The organism is Lysobacter sp. P5_C4 (genome assembly GCF_054049695.1).
In genome coordinates this window covers 534841-552742 of the sequence record NZ_JBFULX010000002.1, presented here as the reverse complement: position 1 = coordinate 552742, position 17902 = coordinate 534841, and the positions used below count along the sequence as shown (strand labels likewise).

The 17902-nt window shown below is 61.7% G+C and carries 16 protein-coding genes; 8 read left to right on the top strand and 8 right to left on the bottom strand.

Features of this window, described 5'->3' with window-relative positions; all coding sequences use genetic code 11:
• Positions 1-8 precede the first annotated feature (8 nt).
• Positions 9-803, top strand: coding sequence for a hypothetical protein (locus ACXJJ8_RS07055; RefSeq protein WP_499028146.1), 795 nt, complete (start codon positions 9-11; stop codon positions 801-803).
• A 113-nt stretch (positions 804-916) separates the two neighbouring features.
• Here ACXJJ8_RS07055 and ACXJJ8_RS07050 read toward each other — a convergent pair whose 3' ends face one another.
• The 4 genes from ACXJJ8_RS07050 to ACXJJ8_RS07035 form a co-directional block, all read right to left on the bottom strand.
• Positions 917-1084 carry an entericidin A/B family lipoprotein gene (locus tag ACXJJ8_RS07050; protein ID WP_499028144.1) on the bottom strand — a complete coding sequence of 56 codons (168 nt, stop codon included), beginning with the start codon at positions 1082-1084 and terminating at the stop codon, positions 917-919.
• Positions 1085-1242: 158 nt separating this feature from the next.
• Positions 1243-2166, bottom strand: coding sequence for an arginase (gene rocF / locus ACXJJ8_RS07045; protein WP_499028142.1), 924 nt, complete (start codon positions 2164-2166; stop codon positions 1243-1245).
• A 185-nt stretch (positions 2167-2351) separates the two neighbouring features.
• Positions 2352-3137, bottom strand: a complete 786-nt coding sequence (locus tag ACXJJ8_RS07040; protein WP_499028139.1) for a DUF1828 domain-containing protein — start codon at positions 3135-3137, stop codon at positions 2352-2354.
• A 2175-nt stretch (positions 3138-5312) separates the two neighbouring features.
• Positions 5313-5552 (bottom strand): HGGxSTG domain-containing protein, encoded by a 240-nt coding sequence (locus tag ACXJJ8_RS07035; protein WP_499028616.1) that lies wholly within the window; start codon positions 5550-5552, stop codon positions 5313-5315.
• A gap of 193 nt (positions 5553-5745) precedes the next feature.
• On the opposite strand from ACXJJ8_RS07035, the gene ACXJJ8_RS07030 reads away from it, so the two are divergent.
• Both ACXJJ8_RS07030 and ACXJJ8_RS07025 read left to right on the top strand, forming a co-directional pair.
• The gene (locus tag ACXJJ8_RS07030; RefSeq protein WP_499028137.1) at positions 5746-6396 is read left to right on the top strand and encodes a tetratricopeptide repeat protein; all 651 of its coding nucleotides are present in this window, start codon (positions 5746-5748) and stop codon (positions 6394-6396) included.
• A 375-nt stretch (positions 6397-6771) separates the two neighbouring features.
• A complete protein-coding gene (locus tag ACXJJ8_RS07025; RefSeq protein ID WP_499028135.1) occupies positions 6772-7455 on the top strand; it encodes a response regulator in 684 nt (227 codons plus the stop codon).
• A 42-nt stretch (positions 7456-7497) separates the two neighbouring features.
• On the opposite strand, the gene ACXJJ8_RS07020 is transcribed toward ACXJJ8_RS07025, so the two are convergent.
• Both ACXJJ8_RS07020 and ACXJJ8_RS07015 read right to left on the bottom strand, forming a co-directional pair.
• Positions 7498-7815 carry a four-helix bundle copper-binding protein gene (locus ACXJJ8_RS07020; protein WP_499028614.1) on the bottom strand — a complete coding sequence of 106 codons (318 nt, stop codon included), beginning with the start codon at positions 7813-7815 and terminating at the stop codon, positions 7498-7500.
• A 357-nt stretch (positions 7816-8172) separates the two neighbouring features.
• Positions 8173-9384 carry a M23 family metallopeptidase gene (locus tag ACXJJ8_RS07015; RefSeq protein ID WP_499028133.1) on the bottom strand — a complete coding sequence of 404 codons (1212 nt, stop codon included), beginning with the start codon at positions 9382-9384 and terminating at the stop codon, positions 8173-8175.
• 317 nt (positions 9385-9701) lie between these two features.
• Here ACXJJ8_RS07015 and ACXJJ8_RS07010 point away from each other — a divergent pair, with 317 nt between their 5' ends.
• The 5 genes from ACXJJ8_RS07010 (at position 9702) to ACXJJ8_RS06990 (ending at position 15638) form a co-directional block, all read left to right on the top strand.
• Positions 9702-10061 carry a hypothetical protein gene (locus ACXJJ8_RS07010; RefSeq protein WP_499028131.1) on the top strand — a complete coding sequence of 120 codons (360 nt, stop codon included), beginning with the start codon at positions 9702-9704 and terminating at the stop codon, positions 10059-10061.
• A 336-nt stretch (positions 10062-10397) separates the two neighbouring features.
• Positions 10398-12071 (top strand): serine hydrolase domain-containing protein, encoded by a 1674-nt coding sequence (locus tag ACXJJ8_RS07005; protein WP_499028127.1) that lies wholly within the window; start codon positions 10398-10400, stop codon positions 12069-12071.
• An 11-nt stretch (positions 12072-12082) separates the two neighbouring features.
• Complete coding sequence (locus ACXJJ8_RS07000) at positions 12083-13330, top strand: sensor histidine kinase (protein WP_499028124.1); 1248 nt, start codon at positions 12083-12085, stop codon at positions 13328-13330.
• Positions 13323-14096 (top strand): LytR/AlgR family response regulator transcription factor, encoded by a 774-nt coding sequence (locus ACXJJ8_RS06995; protein ID WP_499028122.1) that lies wholly within the window; start codon positions 13323-13325, stop codon positions 14094-14096. Before ACXJJ8_RS07000 ends, ACXJJ8_RS06995 begins: the two co-directional genes overlap by 8 nt.
• Before the next feature lie 717 nt (positions 14097-14813).
• Entirely contained in the window at positions 14814-15638 is an 825-nt protein-coding gene (locus ACXJJ8_RS06990; RefSeq protein ID WP_499028121.1) for a HEPN domain-containing protein, read from the top strand.
• A 200-nt stretch (positions 15639-15838) separates the two neighbouring features.
• Here the strand turns inward: ACXJJ8_RS06990 and ACXJJ8_RS06985 are convergent, their stop codons facing one another.
• Both ACXJJ8_RS06985 and ACXJJ8_RS06980 read right to left on the bottom strand, forming a co-directional pair.
• Positions 15839-16057 (bottom strand): HGGxSTG domain-containing protein, encoded by a 219-nt coding sequence (locus ACXJJ8_RS06985; protein ID WP_499028612.1) that lies wholly within the window; start codon positions 16055-16057, stop codon positions 15839-15841.
• Positions 16058-17610: 1553 nt separating this feature from the next.
• A complete protein-coding gene (locus ACXJJ8_RS06980; protein WP_499028119.1) occupies positions 17611-17841 on the bottom strand; it encodes a helix-turn-helix transcriptional regulator in 231 nt (76 codons plus the stop codon).
• Positions 17842-17902 lie beyond the last annotated feature (61 nt).

Below are 17902 nucleotides of genomic sequence, written 5' to 3'. Positions count from 1 at the left end.
CGTTCCCCATGTTGCGCACCCTCTTGCTCGCTACCACCCTGCTCGCTTCGATGCAGGCCCACGCTGCGCTGGTCGAGGTGGCGATCATCGACCGCGACACCGGGCAATGGCTGCCCGAAACCCCGTTCCGCGGCGACACCTGGGTCGCCGGCGCGCCCGGCCACCGCTATGCGGTGCGCCTGGCCAACACCAGTGGCGAACGCGTGCTCGTCGTGCTGTCCGTCGATGGCGTCAATGCGGTGACCGGGCAAACCGCGCGGCCTTCGCAGGCCGGTTATGTGCTCGAACCGTGGCAGAGCACGGAGATCGCCGGTTGGCGCAAGTCGATGGACGACATCGCGCAGTTCGTCTTCACCGACTTGCCCGATTCGTATGCCGCGCGCACGGGGCGACCGCGCAATGTCGGCGTTGTCGGCGTCGCGGTGTTCCAGGAAGCGCGGCCCGTGACGTATGACGAGTACGACGCGCCACCCATGGCCGCCGATGGCCAGGCGCGCGATGCAGCGCCGACGGCGGCTGCGCCCGCGCAATCGCGCGCGAAGGCGGCCGCCGAATCCAGCGTGCAGCGCAGCGAGCAACCCCAACGCCTGGGCACCGGGCACGGTGCGCGCGAATGGTCGCGGGTCGAACGCACCGACTTCGTGCGCGCGACGCGCTCGCCATCGCAAGTGACGCAATTACGTTACGACGACTACAACACCCTCGTTGCGATGGGGGTCTATCCCCGCCCGCATCCGCCGTATTGGCACGATGCACCGCGCGCATTCCCCGGCGGCTTCGTCGCCGATCCGCCCAGGGGCTGACGCATCGAAACGAAAAAGGGACGGCCCGGGGTCCGCCGGGCCGTCCCTTTTCATCTGCATCCTTGCATGACGCGGCGCCACTCCTGTACGCCGCTTCCCTCCCTCGTCGGGCCTCAGCAGTGGCTGTCCTTGCAGTCCTCGGCCTTGGTTTCAACCTTCTCGCCCGCCTTCTGCACGTCCTTGCCGGCGCCGGCAACGGTGTTGCAAGCGGCGAGCATGTTCATCGAGAACATGGCGAGGACCATCAGGTAAACGGTGCGCTTGAGTGCCGTACGCTTCATCGAAAAAATCTCCTCGGGGATGGAAGGGACGACACTCCGGCCGTCCGCGATGCCATTCCACGCAAGCGGCCGTGAACGCGGCGTCGACTGCGACACAGCGTTCCGCGATTCGTTCAGCGACGCGTGCGGCGCGTGCAGGCCGCGTCAACGACAACGCGTCAGTCGCGCATCAACGTCGATTTGCCGAACAGGCTTTCGACCAGGTCCACGGCGAGTTGCGCGGTGGCGTTGCGCGCATCGAGCAACGGGTTGAGTTCGACGATGTCGAGCGAACCCATGCGGCCGGTGTCGGCGATCATCTCCATCACCAGTTGCGCTTCGCGATAGTTCGGGCCACCGGGCACCGTGGTGCCGACGCCGGGCGCGATGCTCGGGTCGAGGAAGTCGACGTCGAAGCTCACGTGCACGTGCGTGTCGGCGTCGACGTCTTCGAGCGCCGCTTCCATCGCGCGCTTCATGCCGACTTCGTCGATGTAGCGCATGTCGTACACATCGAGGCCGTGTTCCTTGACCAGGCGCTTCTCGCCTTCGTCGACGGAACGGATGCCGATCTGGCGGATCTCGCCCGGCTGCAAGGCCGGCACGTTGCCGCCGAGGTTGGTGAGTTCACGCGGGCCGAGCCCGCACAGGCACGCCACCGGCATGCCGTGGATGTTGCCCGAGGGCGTGACGTTGTGCGTGTTGAAATCCGCGTGCGCGTCGAGCCAGAGCACGCGCAGTTTCTTGCCGGTGCGTCGACAATGGTTGGCCACGGCCGTGATCGACCCGATGCCCAGGCAATGGTCGCCGCCCAGCAGGATCGGCATGCGCCCGGCCGCGAGTTCGGAGGCGACCGCTTCCATGACGATGCGGTTCCAGTCGACGACTTCCTTCAGGTGTCGATAGCCGTCGTTCGGCGGTTGCCAGGGATTGCGCGGGCCGACGAGGTTGCCGCGGTCGACGAAGTCGATGCCGCGCGCGATCAACGCTTCGGGCAAGCCGGCGATGCGCAGCGCTTCGGGACCGAGGCCCGCACCGCGATGACCGGCGCCGACGTCCGTCGGCGCACCCAGGAGACTGACGGGGGGATAGGTGCGAGCCATGCCGGGATGGTATCGCATGCGGCGCGGACGCCGTGGGACTGGTGCCGGCAGTCGGCACCGCAAATCACATATGAGCCGTTGAGTTAACTAGGGTTTTTTCAAACGGCGACTCAATTGTGCCCCCAAAAATGCCCCCGCGCTGAGTTGTCTGGGCTTGGGCAGCACATGGTTCTCGCTCGCAAGGGTCAGCTATCCAAACGGCGCGTAAAGCCAGCCTCTTTTGAAATTCGTCCAACTGCCTCCTGCTCTTGGCCACGATATGCCAGCGGGATGACTCGATTCAGCGCTTGCGAGAATGCGTGCTTACCAACAACGCTCTGCTGCTCCAGCAGCGCTACCACCTTACAGTCAACGCGAGCCTTCAAGTCGGCCTCCATTTGCAACATCATTGCCTCATAGAGACGCGCATCGGAGCGCACAAGAAACACGGCGACTGTTGGGCGACCGTCCGCGCGGATAACAACGTCAGCGGACACATCTGGAATGAGGCTTGGAAACACTACTTCGTCAACCAGGACGATTGCGCGCTCTCCAATCTCGCGCTTAATGTCGCGGATTGCTTCTTGCTTGAAGGTGCTTTCTGCGCTTTCGCGTGTCAGGAAGGTTAAATCTTGTAGACGCAGCAGCAAGGCGACAAATCGCAGGGCCGCTTTTGGAATCTCGTCTTCAGACAAGGCCTTGGTCTTTAACTCGCTGGAATCCTCGTCGTACTCCACCCCGTACTGCTCCAACAGGCCACGGAAGATTTGGCCCCGCGTTTCCAGAGCAACATCGGCGCCGCAGGCGGCCAGAATAGAAACCGTTGCGCCGCTATCTTCGACAAAGAACTGATTGCTTGAGTTCGGGCCAACCACATAGAAGCCAATGGGGTCGCCATCAAGACCGATGAAGTTTGTGCCCACAGCCAAGCCATCCGGCACCTGGCGGACTAGAAGCTGGCTGCAAAACTCTTTGCACAGTGCTTCTTTCATGGGGAAAACATCTCAGATTGTTCTACTTGGCGCGGCGGCGGTGGGATGCCGTACTGCTCACAGGTTTTAGCGAATGCGGAGTACTCATCTACAAGGCCAAAATCTTGACGACGAGCATCCACATGATGCCGGGGAATACTCCGCTTCCAAGGTCCCGTATATCGTCCCGGAGGGATCAAGGCAATGTCACCGCAACCGGCGTGAACGTGCCAACCGGTATGAGTTCCATGGAACTCATAGGAGCAAAGCATCTGCATGTCGCCGGAAGCTTCGCGCCCGAGATAGCTGTAGTACTGCTCCTTCCCGAAGTTGACGACCGTCAAAACGCGGAACCAGTCGCCCGCTACATTGAACCGGATCAGTCTCCAGCGGTAAGAATCGCCGAACTTGATCGCGCCTTTCCCAGACTTCGATAGCGAAAACGCCGCCTTGGGGACCGGCCCCAGCTTCCATGCGCCATGGTCCTAGATGGACCTTATTGGCACGGATTATGTCTTTGGCGCGCATGCTCATTTGAGGCTAGCACGTGCCTTTGCCCGCCGAGCGGCCAGTCCCGCCGACCGCCGGCAAGAACTTTTCCTAGGCGGTTGCCCCGGTTTGTGCGTTCGGCCTACGCGACACGGCGCGTCGGCTCGCTTGTTTGCCTTGTTCGCATAGAGCCAACGCTCGCCCCACTCGGTAACTCGGCACCGAAGCCTTACGCGCCCGCGCGTGCGTGCGATGCATGCGGAAATTCCGGAACGCATCGAGTCCGGAACGCATCGAGTGCCCAAGTGCCCAAGTGCCCAAGTGCCCAAGTGCCCAAGGGGCGGTCTGCCCAACATCGCCGCATGCCGTTGGGCACTCTTCACGTTTCAGAGGCGCATGGGTTCGCGGCCTCTGACGTCGCCGCTGGCACCCGGGACAAGTCGTAAGAATTTTTCCTAGACGCCTCTCAGGGGCATTCAGGCTAAATCGGAATTGCCTGGGCGGGGAATCACCAAACCGTCGTCAGGCTTACACATGGAGGGGGCCATGAACAGGCGAATCGCTGCGGGTGCTTTCACGCTACTTCTGGGTGGTTGCGCCACCACTGCCAACTACGAAGCAATCCTTCAGTCCTGGGTGGGAAAACCAATCGATAGCCTTGTGTCGAGCTGGGGCCCGCCTCAGTCTGGCTTTAGGCTTTCAGATGGCGGGCAGGTATTGGAATACTCAGACCAACGCAATATGCAGATGCCCGGTTACACCTATACAACTCCTCAAACTACGTACCAAAGCGGAACTGCCTCAGCGTATGGTTCCGGTGGATACGCGTCCGGTACGTATTCGGGCACCTCTACTACATACGTCCAGCAGCAGACGCAGGGATACAACATTCCCTTGCGCTGCACGACGCGCATCACAGTGAACCCTAGCGGCATCATCACCTCTTGGGCATGGCAGGGTAATAACTGCGTGGCCGCCAAGTAGCGCTTGCGAACTTAAAGCCGAAGCCGTTCGCGGCTCGGCTTTTCAGCGAACATTTCGCTTGCACTCGTCTTGGGCCCCGGTGGGCTTCCCCGGATCCGTTAGAGCTGCTTCAACCTGGGGCGGGCCCGCCGAGGAGCCGCCCCGTCTACTCGGCCAGTCCAAACTGGGCTCCGCGCCAGGACCTCCACGCCAATCGATTCAGCTAGTACCAAGAGGCGGTCCTTCTCAGCAGATGCAACGCTGTCCACGACGGCGAGAAGGTCCGACGCCAACTCGTGGAATGATTCGGTCAGCGTTGAGCCGTGGCCGACGATACGACTTGAACAGCATTGCACTGAGATGATTTCGCGCTCACCGCTCTCGAACGTTGCTATTTGGACAACGGGCACGGGATTTTCCATGTCCCCACAGAGTGCGCGATGTAGCCATTCCTAATGTCCATAATCTTAGAGTGCGTAGTCCGAGACTGGACACTCAGTCGATCGAGCGCGACGGAATGGTCCCAGCGAAGCACTCCCGGCGGAAAGATTCTTGCGTACTTGATTACCGCACCTACCCAGTGGATTTCTTCCATGTCGGCGGTGAAGTTGGCGAAGGCCGGCCCAAGTCGAAGCGGCCCAAGTAGCTCCAACACTTTTTGGAGGTCTAGCTGGACAACTGACAAATCCGCGAGCAACTGTGCTTCATCGTGATGGAACTCGTAGAGGGAGTTATCCGCTTTCATTAGCTTTTGACTCCTGTCACGCCTCGGAACTGTTTCAGATTAGCTAAGGCGCGGGCTCGGCCGTCCGAGCTCGTGGGCCCTGTTGATCTCCCACCGTGGAATCGACAGCGCTTCTTTCCAGGTTCGCTTAGTGCCTTGCATGGATTCCCATCCCGATGGCGCTTCGCTCCACAGGCCACGCGCCGGCTGGCTTGTTTGGCCCTGCTCGCAGCTATCCAATTCTCGCCCCAAGACGGCATATCGAAGTCGATCGATTTGGCGCCGGCGCGCGTCTGCGATGCGTCGCGGGGTTGCGCGTTCTCTCCGAACTCATACGCAACCGCGCGCTTGGGTCCATTAATTCCGGCGAGCGCCCTCGAAGTCATGGGCGCCTCTATTTCTTGATTGTTTATTCCGGTCAGCCGCGCCCACTCAGCGACGATTGAATCCAGGATGGCGCTGTTTGTCGCCTCGACTGATCCCGGCGCGGACCTGCGACGTGCGCTGGACATCGATCCCAGCGACAGCAAGGTGCAGCGCACCTATGGACAACTGCTCGCCAGCCAGGGCCGGTTGCAGGAAGGCATCGCTGCCGTCAGGAAATCGGTGGCCCTCGATCCCTTGTCGTCGCCGCCCTGGGGAAACCTGGGCTACTACCTCACCGCCGCGGGCCAGATGGCCGAAGCGAGGCAGGCGTTGTTGCGTGCACTCCAGCTCAATCCCGAGAGCACCTTCGCGCAATCCAACCTAGCGCAACTGGAACTGCTGGAAGGCAACACGCAACAAGCGCTCGCGATGTTCCGCAAGAGCGACGATGGCTTCCGCCAGTTCGGCATCGCGTTGGCCGAACACACGCTCGGCCATCACAGGGAGTCGCAGCAGGCGCTGGACGAACTGATCGAAGGCTACGGGCAGGACTACGCCATCCAGGTCGCCGAGGTGTATGCCTGGCGCGGCGAGAAGGACAAAGCATTTGCGTGGCTCGATCGCGCGTATGCCGGGCGCGACGGGGGTTTGTCCGACATCAAGCTGGACTTGTATTTGGCGCCGCTGCGGACGGACCCGGGGTTTGCGGCGTTCGTGCGGAAGATGGGGTTGGAGTGACCGAGGTGCCCGAGTGACTGCTTTCGACCCAAAGCGGACCTTTCGCCGATCCGTTTCAATCGCGTGGCCGCTTTTGGATCAAGGTAAGTAGTTTTACTGATGCGGTTCACGCACTTTTGCCGAAGCGAATTGCCCGGTGGCTTTCGACACTTCGGGGGACTTCCATCTGCCCTTCCAACATTACCGCCCGCTGACGAATGCCTTCTCTCCTGGCCGTAAGCGAACCCTCGTCGCATTCGACTGGCCTTGCAGGTGCTAACGACCTCCGATCGGACATCACGGACTTAACTACCGCGCCGATGCGGCTACAAGCTTCACATGCCCTCACGGCGACACTACAAACTATCCATCATGAGAACGAGGGAGCCTGCTTGCATGGATACCGCTCATCCGCGGGTGCTCCTAGTCGAAGACCATGTGTTGGTGGCACAAGCTCTGGAGCTCTTACTTCTGGAGTTCGTGGGGACCATTCAAACCGTGCATAGTGGGGAAGACCTCCTGAGTGCGGTTGATAACGGTCCACCCGATCTTGTGATCGCCGACTTGAGCTTGCCCGGGTTAAGTGGGTTGGATGCGCTGCGAAGTATGCGCAAGGCCGGCCAGACCGTCCCGTTTCTTGTTCTCAGCATGCATGCCGATCCGACGCTGGTTCTCGAGGCGCTGTGCTCTGGTGCGCAAGGATATGTCCTGAAGAGCGACGCCGGGGAAGACCTGATCCGTGCGATACGGGAGGTTTTAGCGGGACGAACATACATCAGCGCATCTCTTGGAGTTGGACTGATTCAGACTTCCGCTACCGAACGACGACGGAAAAAAGAAGAAAGACGTCCCACCGACAAGCAACTGGAAGTACTCAAACGACTTGCTTGCGGGATGCGCTGCAAAGAAATCGCGTTCGAGCTAGGACTATCGGTTCGAACCGTCGAATCTCACAAGCACGAGCTAATGCTTCAACTCGATGTCCATAATACGATGGGTCTCATCAATGCCGCTGTTCTCGCGGGTTATGTCCCGGCGATGAGCCTTGGATCGTGCGGAGATATCGTCGAGTCTCCCTGACGTTCCTGAGCGGACCATTCGGCGAATTGGGGATAGCCCGAACTATTTTGGCGACATGTCTGCGCAGCTCTCTGCACAGCGGCGGCACGCTTCGGCGCACTTGACCATTTCGCGGTCACCCATGCGGCTGCACGAATCGGCACTTTGCTCGCAGATCGAGGCGCATGCGGCGCATGTGTACGAGTGGACATCGGCGCCACGAAGCATCGTGTCTGCACTGGTGCGGCAGATGTCGGCGCACGCAGCAAGAAGAGTCACGTGGTGTTCGGCCGCGTATTTGCCGCCCTTGGCTAGGCAATAGCTAATCGTCTCAATGCAGAGCGCATGGCACTCCGTGCAATTTGCGATGCATTGGTTCATTTCCGCGCTGCGATGCTCGGACGAATGATGAGTCATGGGTGCCCTCCGGCCAGAAACCGAAGGTGAGGATAGCCTTGCTCGCGCATACGCAACGCAATGAAATTCGCGGGCGTTGCCACGGACGATCGATGGCTGCGTGGAAAAACGTTACAGCTCGGTGAGTGCGATGCCTTCGAGAGTCGACCACCCGAGCACTGAGGTCCAGGGACGTCGTGTTCTCCGCGATGAGCGATGTTGAATCGCGGGTTGGCGAGTGTCCGCTTCTGGCCGATAGCGGACATCGGCGACGTCACCGGACCGCAGGTGATAAATAGTCACGTAGTGACCGCTTTCGACCCAAAACGGACATCCGCGACGTCACTTGTGAGCGTCGGGGGCGGCTGCCCCAAGATCGACCGTGATATCCCCGATTGGGTACTCGCGTGTCCTCGTCTGCAACGCTCCGTTGGCATCCTTCACGCGGAAGGTGTCGATCAGATATGGCACGCCTTCGCTGGCAAGTGCGTCCGGGCTGGTAGTGACTTGAAAATGCAGGTGTGGCCAGCGTGCATCGCCGGAAATGCCCACCTGTGCGATCTCTTGCCCCCGTCGAACGCGATCACCAGCTTTTACACGAACGCTGCCGGGCTTCAGATGTGCGTAGTAGGCAAACTGCCCGTTTCCCAGGTCCAGCACGATGGCATTGCCGCCCACGTTTTCCATCGTGAGCGTCAGAGCGGTGCTGAAGCCGGCTTCGGTCTTCGGAACGTTGTCGGGGAACCCGTCTTTGGCGGAGACGACAGTGGCATCCGCTACGGCGAATACGGTTTCTCCATACGCGTAGTACGAGCGTGCGTCGCGCGGGTCGCCAGAGTAAGTTGAACCCTGCCTGGTCTTTTTCCAATCGATGGCGAAGCGGCGCGAGAGGTGCGCTCGCCCCCCCGCCACGAAGACACCGGTTCTGTGGTGGGACTCGAGACTGGGGCCGTTGTCCGCGAGCCAATCGGTCCCGGTGACCGGCGGGGCGAGCACCTTCAATGGGGTCCTTCGCACTTCGATGGTAGGGCCTTCGGCTACAGCATCGTCCACAAGAACGCGATGCCCCAATTGACTCGGCGCAGTGTCCTTGGCGCGAAATGCCAGGCAAATAAAGACCACCGCCCTTCTTCCACTTTCCAGAGGGTGCTCCGCGTCCAGCTTGTCGACGCCGTATGCCTGCGTTCGTTCGTACAACCGGGAACCGCTGAGGGTCGCAATCCGTTTGGCGGGTGTACGACTCGAATCGAATATTTCGACTGCATTGAGCCGGAGCGGATCACCCGAGTAGCTCTGCAGATTCAACTCATAGAGGACGTAGTTGAAGTCTCCGCCCGAGAAGAGTGTCGGCGCAAAGGGCGTTTCCACGTCAAGCTGGATGGGCGGAAACGGAAGCTTGGCGGACGTGCTTGCGACGCTAGAATCCAGGGCCGGGTCGGCAAGGACGCAATCCTTTGCGGGGAGAGGACCTGCCGGGCTGCTCGCCGGCGAAGACATGCTTGCAATCGAAAGTAAGCAACTTGCAGCGACGAGCGCAACGCGTTTGATCAGCACCGAAACATCTCCGTTTTTCAATATGGTGACAGATCGTCGGCGAACGCGTGTGCCGTCTGATATCTAGTTAAGCCAGCGGGGGACGGATGTCCGCTTCTGGCCGATAGCGGACATCGCCAAGCGTCCGCTTTCGACCCATAACGGTCATTGCATGTGCCGTTCGCGATGATCCTCTGGGTCCGGTTATACGTCGGCTTGTTAGCCGGGCCCAGGCTCCTTAATCTGATGTCAGATCAAGGCCGGATGGCGCCTAACAGCTCATGCCAGCCGAACCAACTTCGTGGGTCGGCTAAATTCTGGGGTTAGGCGGCATAGGCATGCGCTCTCGAAACTCGAAAATCCCAACCTCGGTGCTCGTGATACCGATACTCAGCGTCACGCTCATTGCAGGTTGCGCCCATCAACTTGGCCCCGAGATGGAGTCGACGCGACGCGCGCGCGAACTGGGACTAGCCAACTGCTCTGTCACCGAACCAATGAGGCGCTATCAGACCTTGGACTACGCAGATCTGATCGGCAACTCCAATCTCGCGGATTCTCCAGAATGGGCCGAGGCTATGTCCATGATGCAGCCTGGCGACGACCTGCGCTTTGTTGAATGCAAAAGTGGCGCCAACTACTTCGGCCTATTCCGCGGTAAGTCCGTACTACTAAAATTCGGCGGCATGCTGTATTAGCGTGATCGTGCAATTCGTCCAAGCCGACGCCGCTTCGCGGCGCGGCTTCACTCAAGTGTTAGCGAATGACCGCTTTCGACCCAAAGCGGACATCTGACCGGGGTTGGTAGGAGGTCTGGGCCGATGATGTTTTGGCGGGAAGGTCGCTAGCCGACTACCCGGTGCTGTCGCGCTGTCCTTCTAAAGGGGCTCTCCCCCGATGGGGCGGCCTGGGTTCGTCGCCTCTCGCCCAGGTTCGTCGGCGCATAACCGTCTCCGTCGCAAAATCCAACTTGACTGGCGCTCCCGTGGATAGTCTCGCCGTCCACCAGCAACGCCAGCCAGTTGAGGAACAACATGCGCCAGTCACTTCTGTTCGTCGCCATCGGCATCGCCTGCATCGCGCCCACTTCGGCGTGGGCGGAGACGCCTGCGAGCAAAGCCAGCGTCACGCGCTACACCCAGCAGATGATGGCGGACTTCTATCGTCCGGACGCGCCGGGCGCGGCGGTTCTCGTCGCGCGCGGTGACGAGGTGCTGTATCGGGGCGCTCGCGGTGTTGCCGACATCAAGACCGGCGCGCCGCTCACGGCGGATTCGGAGTTCCGCATCGGGTCGATCAGCAAGCAATTCGCCGCCGCCGGGCTGCTCAAGCTGGTCGAGGCGGGCAAGGTCTCGCTCGACGATCCGTTGTCGAAGTATGTGCGCGAGTTTCCGAATGGTGCGCACATCACCGTGCTCGAGCTGCTTAACCACACGTCGGGCGTGAAGGATTACACGCACATCGCCGCGTGGCGCAACGGGCCGATCGAGCGGGACGTGAGCACCGCGCAGTTGATCGCGACGTTCAAGGATGCCAAGCCGGATTTCGCGCCGGGCGAGGACTGGGCGTACAACAACTCCGGTTACGCCCTCGTCGGCGCGGTAATCGAAGCGGTCAGTGGGCAGCCCTGGCACGAATACCTGCGCACTGCGTTGTTCCAACCACTGGGCCTGGCCCACACTGGCTACGGCGCCGATCCCGCAGTCGCGGCAAGACAAGTGCCCGGCTATTCGCTGGACGATGGCAAGGTCGTGCCGGCGAAAGTCATCAGCATGACGATCCCGAATGCCGCCGGTGCACTGGTCTCCACGGTCGACGACTTGCTGAAGTGGAACCGCACGCTGCACGAGGGCCGCGTGCTCAAGTCGGCGACGTACGCGCAGATGGTCACCCCGGCCGGCAAAGCCGTCGAAGCGAACTACGGGCTGGGCATCGAATTGACGACCGTGCAGGGTCAGCCGATGCTCGAGCACAGCGGGGGCATCTTCGGTTTCGAGACGATGCTCGAATACGTGCCTGGCCCGGATGTCAGCGTGATCGTTCTGCAAAACAACGACAGCAACGATGATGACAAGGGACCGGACATGATCGCGCGCAAGTTGGCCGCCGCGGCCTTGGGCGAACCCTATCCCGACGCCACGGCAATCGCCGTCGACGCGACCACGCTGAAGCAGTTGGAAGGCGTGTATCGCATCGACGCGCACAACGCGCGGGTGCTGCGCGTGGTCGATGGCACGTTGACCGCGCAGCGCACCGGCGGGCCGCGCAGCACGCTGCTGCCGATTGCCACCGACCAATTCCTCTACCTCAATGGCCTGGACCGCTTCACCGTGCAACGCGACGCGGCCGGCGTGGTCACCAACATGCGCTTTTTCGCAAATGGCGAGCCACCGGGCGTGGTGGTCGCACGCACGCAAGAGGCGCTACCGAGCGCACGGCAAGAGGTCCCGCTGCGACGCGCGGCGCTGGATCGCGTTGCGGGCACGTATGCTGCCGGCGGCATGCAGATGAAGGTGTTCATGGACGGCAACCAACTCAAGGCGCAGATGGGCGGACAATCGCCGGTCGAGATCTTCGCCGAATCACCGGATCTGTTCTTCATGACCGTCGTCGACGCCACGCTCGCATTCGCGGCCGACCAGGGGAATGCGCGTTCGGTCGTCCTCAGCCAGGGCGGCCATGCGATGACATTCCGACGCCTGCCGTAGAGGAACCCACTGTGATCCACTCCCTGTTCTTCGTGCTGCGCATTGCGGTCGCCTGGTTCCTGGCGATCGTGCTTGTCGCGCTGGCGTGGAGCGCCATTCCTTGGATCGGCCGATACGACTGGCCAGTCACTGTGGTGGGCATCCTCGTCATGACGCTGGTCGTCGCCGGCGCGCTGTCGAACCTGTCCCGCGTGCGATTGATCGCAGGCCAGCTCGACGGCGACGCGCTGTCCCAGCGTCAGCGTCGGCATATCGAAATCCCGCTGGAAGCTGGCGAAGCCTTCGATCTGCTGGACGCCGCCATTCGCGAGTTGCCGCGCGTGGCCCAGGTTGAGAGTGCGCGGAGCAGCTTGCTGGTGCGTGCCAGCGTGGGCCGCTCCGCCGGGCAAGGCGAGCGCCGATGGAATCCGTTGTCGTGGTTCGACACGCTGCCCAACACGTTGCAGGCGACCGTGACCGCCGGCCACGACAGTTGCAGCGTGACGCTGGTCTGTGAACCGGCAACGGCGGGTTGGAGCCACTGGTTCGTGTTGGACGGCGGCAGCAACTACGAGAATGCCGAAGCGATCACCCGTGCCGTCACCGAGCGTGTCGCCGCATTGCGTCGCACCGAAAAAGCGGCCGCGACGCAAACGCAGACCGAGAAGGAACTCACCGTCGCGAAGCTCGGCCTGCTGCATGCGCAAGTGGAGCCGCACTTCCTCTACAACACGCTTGCCAGTGCGCAATTGCTGGCACGCAACGATCCACCGCGTGCGGACGAGATGCTCGGGCACCTGATCCATTACCTGCGTCACTCGCTGCCGCGCGCCGGGGATGAAACCTCCACGCTTGACGCGGAACTCGATCGCGCTGTCGCGTACTTCGAAATCCTCAAGTTCCGCATGGGCCCGCGGTTGCAGGTGCAGCTCGATGTTCCCGAATCGCTCCGCGCCAACCCGCTGCCGGCGATGATGTTGCAGACGCTGGTGGAGAACGCGGTCAAGCACGGGCTCGAACCGCGCATCGGCGGCGGCACCGTCTGGATCCGCGCGCGCAGCATTGGCGACACCGTCGCGGTGACGGTGGCCGACGACGGCGAGGGCTTCAACACAGGGCTGACCAGCGGCACCGGCATAGGACTTGCGAACGTGCGTGAGCGCCTGCGCCTGGTCTACGGTAACGCGGCCGCGTTGTCGGTCGTCGCCAACTTCCCCACCGGCGTTGCTGCGACGATCACGGTGCCCGCCGAAATGGTTCCGGAATCGCAGCATGTCTGATGCCATCCGCACCTGCGTCATCGCCGAAGACGAAGCGCTGCTTCGCCAGTCGCTGCTCGATGAACTCGCGCAAGCGTGGCCGCAGTTACGGGTGGTCGCTGCATGCGAAGACGGGGCCAGCGCACTGGAAGCGCTGGCCGAACACCAACCGTCCGTCGCCTTCCTCGACATCCGCATGCCGGGCCTGAACGGGCTGGAAGTGGCTGCCGCCGCGATGCAGGTCAGTCCCGGCACGCAGATCGTGTTCGTCACGGCTTACGACCAGTACGCCGTCGACGCCTTTGAGCGTGGCGCCGTCGATTACCTGCTCAAGCCCATCGACGCCAAGCGCCTGGACGCGACCGTGCAACGCCTGCGGGCGCGCACCAACCGTGCCCATTCGGTGGCGCTGACCGCGTTGCTCGATCAGCTAGGCGCTCGTCTTCCGCGCGTCGCTGGCCCCGAGACATTGCACTGGATCACCGCCAGCACCGGCCGGGAGACAAGGTTGATCCCGATCGACGACGTCGCGTATTTTCGCGCCGACAACAAATACACCACGGTGATGACGGCCGACGGTGAAGCGTTGCTCCGCACCCCGATCCGCGAGTTGCTGCCACTGCTCGATGGCACGAAATTCAAGCAGATCCACCGATCGACCATCGTCAACCTCAACGCTATCGCCGGCATCGTCCGCGACAGCGGGCGCGGCACCGTGCGTTTGAAGTCACGACCGGAAACATTGACGGTCAGTGCGCCTTTCATGGCGTTGTTTCGCCACATGTGAGAGGGCACCTACTGGCCGCCCGCGTCCGGGCTTGACTACACAACATGTAGTACGAATACCGCCGTGCCCACCGGGCAGACGCCCATGCCATCCACCAATCCCAAAGACCCCAAGCGTTTATCCAAGTGCGTCGAGGGTGCGGCGGCAATTGCCACCGATTCATGGAGCCGGTCCTTGCGCACCTTCGCGCGGCGCGCCCCATCACGTTGCCTAGTAGGGCAACAGTACGGGTTGATTCGGGCCAAGCCTGGCCGCGATCTGGTCAACAGCTATTCGGGGCGGCAGATTCCGGTACGGCAAACAATGCTTTTTCAGCGAGAAGGACATCAGGAGCGTCGACGGAAACAGCATGATCTTTTGATATCGAGGGTGGAAGCGACATGTCCGCTTTTGGCCGATAGCGGACATCGAATCTGAGTCCGTTTTCCAAACCCGAAGGGTCATCCGCAGGTCCCTCATGCGGTCATCGATCGGCCACCACACAAGGCCGCGGCAAACGCCGCGCTGGCTGGCTGTTCTTGCATTGTTCTCAGCGAGCCGCGTGATGAGCCACCCCGGCACCTCAGCGCCGAAGTCTTACGCGCCTGCGATGCATGGGAAAATTCCGGAATGTCCATCAGGGGAGTTCGGCGACCGCGAGCCCCTTAGAACTTTTCCAGTACGGTTGAACTTTGCGCGGTAGCCTGATGAAGCATGTCCCGAACCTAGGGGTTCCCGATGGAGCGCATGGGTCACACGGTAGTGCCCGTCTCGCAGGAAGAAGTGCGGCTCAACGACTTCACCTTCAGGTGTTTCGCCGAAGTGGCGGACGCGGATTACATCACCGCCCGCATGGCGTATCGGGCTGGCCTCCACATGCAGTTCCACTGGTCCGCGTTGCAGGCCCTAGAGAAGTACCTAAAGGCGATCCTGCTCTATAACCGCGTCCCCACGCACTATCTCGGCCACGGCCTCAAGGAGGCCCTGAAGAAGTGCAAGCGCCTGCCCTTCCTACTGGAACTAAGCGACTCCACCCGCGATTTCATTGAGCATCTCGACACGTACGGCGGCGACCGCTACCTGGTCTTCTCTTACGAGATTACCAGCCCCAAGCTGCAGACCCTTGACCGTGCCGTGTGGGACGTCCGTCGGTACTGCCGCGTTCTGAATTGGACCGGCGTAGACAAGCACGGCACGCGCCACAACATGCTTCAGGCGGAGCTTGATCGAATCACCGACGCGATGAATTACCCGCCAACGCACTTCAGGCACCCCTCGGGATTGCTGGAGAACATCGTCGCGAAGCGCACTCACTTGGCTCGCGAACCGCTCTTGTGGAAGAACCAATACTTCGGCGCGAGGAGTCGCAAGCCGCTGAAGCAAGGCTGGATGTTCCACTTCGTCAACTCGCCGCTGACGGTTTTTCCTGAGCTGCTCGATACCGTCCTGAAGTTCGTACACATTCCGCCCCCGGCAGTGAAGGCGTATCGAGAGCATTATCAGGTCCAGGCGAAGCAGAAGAAGCGCGCGAAGTCCGCCGACAATCTCAAGTCGATTCCGTGAAAAAGGGGGCGAAATTAACAATTCCGGGTTAGAGCGCGCCCATTCGGACAGGCGCGCTGGGATCGACATCGGTTAGCCCATTTCAGGGCACAAGGCAGATCTTCGTGCCTATCAATTCCGTCAAGAAGGCGTGGCTCAATGGGCCGCCCGCTCTTATCGGCCAGCGACGCCGAAAGCGGACATCAAGCCGGACTACAGTCCTAACGGTTCTGTCGGAGGTTTGCCAGCGATCGCGCCTTGCCCTTCAGGGTTCGCGGCCCAGTCGAACTCCCTCCGTGGAATCGGCAGCGCTTCTTTCCAGGCTCGCTTAGGGCCTTGCATGGCTGCCCATCCCGATGGCGTTTTGCACCACAGGAAGCGCGCCGGCTGGCTTGCTTCTCCCTGCTCGCAGCTAGGCACTTCTCGCCCCAATGCGGCATATCGCAGCCGCTCGATTCCGCGCCGGCGCACGTTGGTGTAGTTCCGCAGGGTCCGGCGCCCCCTCCGAACTCATACGCGCCCGCGCGCTTGCGTCCGTTAATTCCGGCGAGCGCCCTCGAAGTCATGGAAGCTTCTACTTCTTGATTGTTTATTCCGGTCAGATGCGCCCACTCGGTGACGATTGAGTCCAGGATGCCGCTATTCGTCGCTTCGACTGAACCCGGGCGACGCTTTGCCCGTTTGACTGCGATCGCCTCCAACGCTTCGCTACTCGGCATGTAGTCGATTCGCACAAGCCGGGCGCGGCGTTCTCGCTGAAGCTTGCAAATGCGGCCCCGATCTTTTGACAGATATCCGTCGCTCATGCTTCCTCCTTCGGTTTAAACGCTACCGCTTGGTAGATATGTAGATAGGTGTCCGGATGGCGGAGCGGCCTGATCGACCAATCCGCGCTGTTACGCACCGGATGGCGGGCTTGCTATGCAGCCTCCCGCTCCGGATGCCGGATCGGGGCCGTTCCGCATGGCGGAGAGGTCTTTCGTTTTTTTGGTGGGCGTTTGTGCGGCGGACGATCCACTTTCCAATCAGCGGGCGCTAGCTTGCTTGCCGGCACTTCGAGCTTGCCGCCGCACTCATCGATCGGCCTCCAGGTCACCGCGTACAGGCTAGGTCCGAGTGACAACCCGCCCTGCTTCGTCAGTAGGAGTAGGCCGTAATGCCTCAACTCTTTGAGCGCCCCCGTCACAACGTCTGCTGAAGTCCACCCGCTTGTTTTGAGGACTGCCAAGGCCGCACACAGATCGCCGTTGTTGTGGCCGTTGTACTGACGGACCAAACAGCACAGCAGCTTGATTGCAGTCCCTGAGCATCGCCGCCAGTTCTTGCTGTCGATCACGACGTGCGGGATCGCTGCGAAGCCGCCCCCCTCGCGCCTGCCCTTATGGCGCCAACGGCTGCGTGTGCTCATTTGGCGGCCATCCGCGCTGCCCTACCGCCCCCTACCTCCGACGCCCATGCAACTGCCGCGGGCGCACGTTCTGGCCGCCCTTGCATGAGGAACCCTCGGGCATCTCGGCGCCACCCCCGCGCAGCTAGCTCAACGAGGGTTAGGCAACGGCGTGCGTGCTCCCATTTCCCAAGCTCGGCGTAAGACCCAATGCGGTGGCGGTCAAACTCTCGGGCGCTACTAAAGATCTCGGCGCATGCGGAGCATTGGCAGCGGCCGGCAGTGAGGTGCGACGCGCTCACGCTTCAGCTCCAGCATCCACCTCTTTGTTGGCGGCGGAAGACTCGCACCTGGCGCTGAGGTATTCCGCGGCAGCGTCGATACAGTTGGCCGCCTCGACACTCCCGCGCTCGGGCGTGTCTGTGATCAGGGCATATTGATCGAGTGCCCACGCAGCTAGAGCGACGCCGGTCCGTGCTAGCCATCGCCACGGGGGCGCGATCTCGGTATCTTGCTGCTCGCACGGGGCGCCAGCCTCTGCACTCGCCCCCTGCATCCCGTCGGCCGCCAAGCTCTCCGGGATCAGGGGGTTTTCATTGGGGCGCGTCATGCGGCCGCCTTTGCATCGCGCGCGGCGATGCGGTCCGCAATCCAACGGTCCACCTCGGCCGCATGCCATGCACTGGCGCGCTCGCCTAGTTTCACGGACGCCGGGAAAGTGCCGGCCGCAATGCGTCTGTAGATTTCTGAACGGGATAGACCGGTGCGCGCTTTGACACGCGGCAGGCGTTCCAGGACAAAGCTGCCAATAGCAGGCAACTGGGTGTTGTGTGTCATCGAGGCGTCCTCACCATGCTCCGGCAGACGTGCCGGGCTTGGTAGGGAATCCTCTAGACAA

Excerpts from the sequence above, each read along its gene's own strand:
- ACXJJ8_RS07005 (WP_499028127.1), top strand. The coding sequence starts at position 10,398 with ATGCGCCAGTCACTTCTGTTCGTCGCCATCGGCATCGCCTGCATCGCG.
- ACXJJ8_RS07050 (WP_499028144.1), bottom strand. The coding sequence starts at position 1,084 with ATGAAGCGTACGGCACTCAAGCGCACCGTTTACCTGATGGTCCTCGCC.
- ACXJJ8_RS07035 (WP_499028616.1), bottom strand. The coding sequence starts at position 5,552 with ATGCCGTCTTGGGGCGAGAATTGGATAGCTGCGAGCAGGGCCAAACAA.
- ACXJJ8_RS07040 (WP_499028139.1), bottom strand. The coding sequence starts at position 3,137 with ATGAAAGAAGCACTGTGCAAAGAGTTTTGCAGCCAGCTTCTAGTCCGC.
- ACXJJ8_RS06995 (WP_499028122.1), top strand. The coding sequence starts at position 13,323 with ATGTCTGATGCCATCCGCACCTGCGTCATCGCCGAAGACGAAGCGCTG.
- ACXJJ8_RS07055 (WP_499028146.1), top strand. The coding sequence starts at position 9 with ATGTTGCGCACCCTCTTGCTCGCTACCACCCTGCTCGCTTCGATGCAG.
- ACXJJ8_RS07020 (WP_499028614.1), bottom strand. The coding sequence starts at position 7,815 with ATGAACCAATGCATCGCAAATTGCACGGAGTGCCATGCGCTCTGCATT.
- ACXJJ8_RS07030 (WP_499028137.1), top strand. The coding sequence starts at position 5,746 with ATGGCGCTGTTTGTCGCCTCGACTGATCCCGGCGCGGACCTGCGACGT.
- ACXJJ8_RS06990 (WP_499028121.1), top strand. The coding sequence starts at position 14,814 with ATGGAGCGCATGGGTCACACGGTAGTGCCCGTCTCGCAGGAAGAAGTG.
- ACXJJ8_RS06985 (WP_499028612.1), bottom strand. The coding sequence starts at position 16,057 with ATGCCGCATTGGGGCGAGAAGTGCCTAGCTGCGAGCAGGGAGAAGCAA.
- rocF (WP_499028142.1), bottom strand. The coding sequence starts at position 2,166 with ATGGCTCGCACCTATCCCCCCGTCAGTCTCCTGGGTGCGCCGACGGAC.
- ACXJJ8_RS07010 (WP_499028131.1), top strand. The coding sequence starts at position 9,702 with ATGCGCTCTCGAAACTCGAAAATCCCAACCTCGGTGCTCGTGATACCG.
- ACXJJ8_RS07025 (WP_499028135.1), top strand. The coding sequence starts at position 6,772 with ATGGATACCGCTCATCCGCGGGTGCTCCTAGTCGAAGACCATGTGTTG.
- ACXJJ8_RS06980 (WP_499028119.1), bottom strand. The coding sequence starts at position 17,841 with ATGACACACAACACCCAGTTGCCTGCTATTGGCAGCTTTGTCCTGGAA.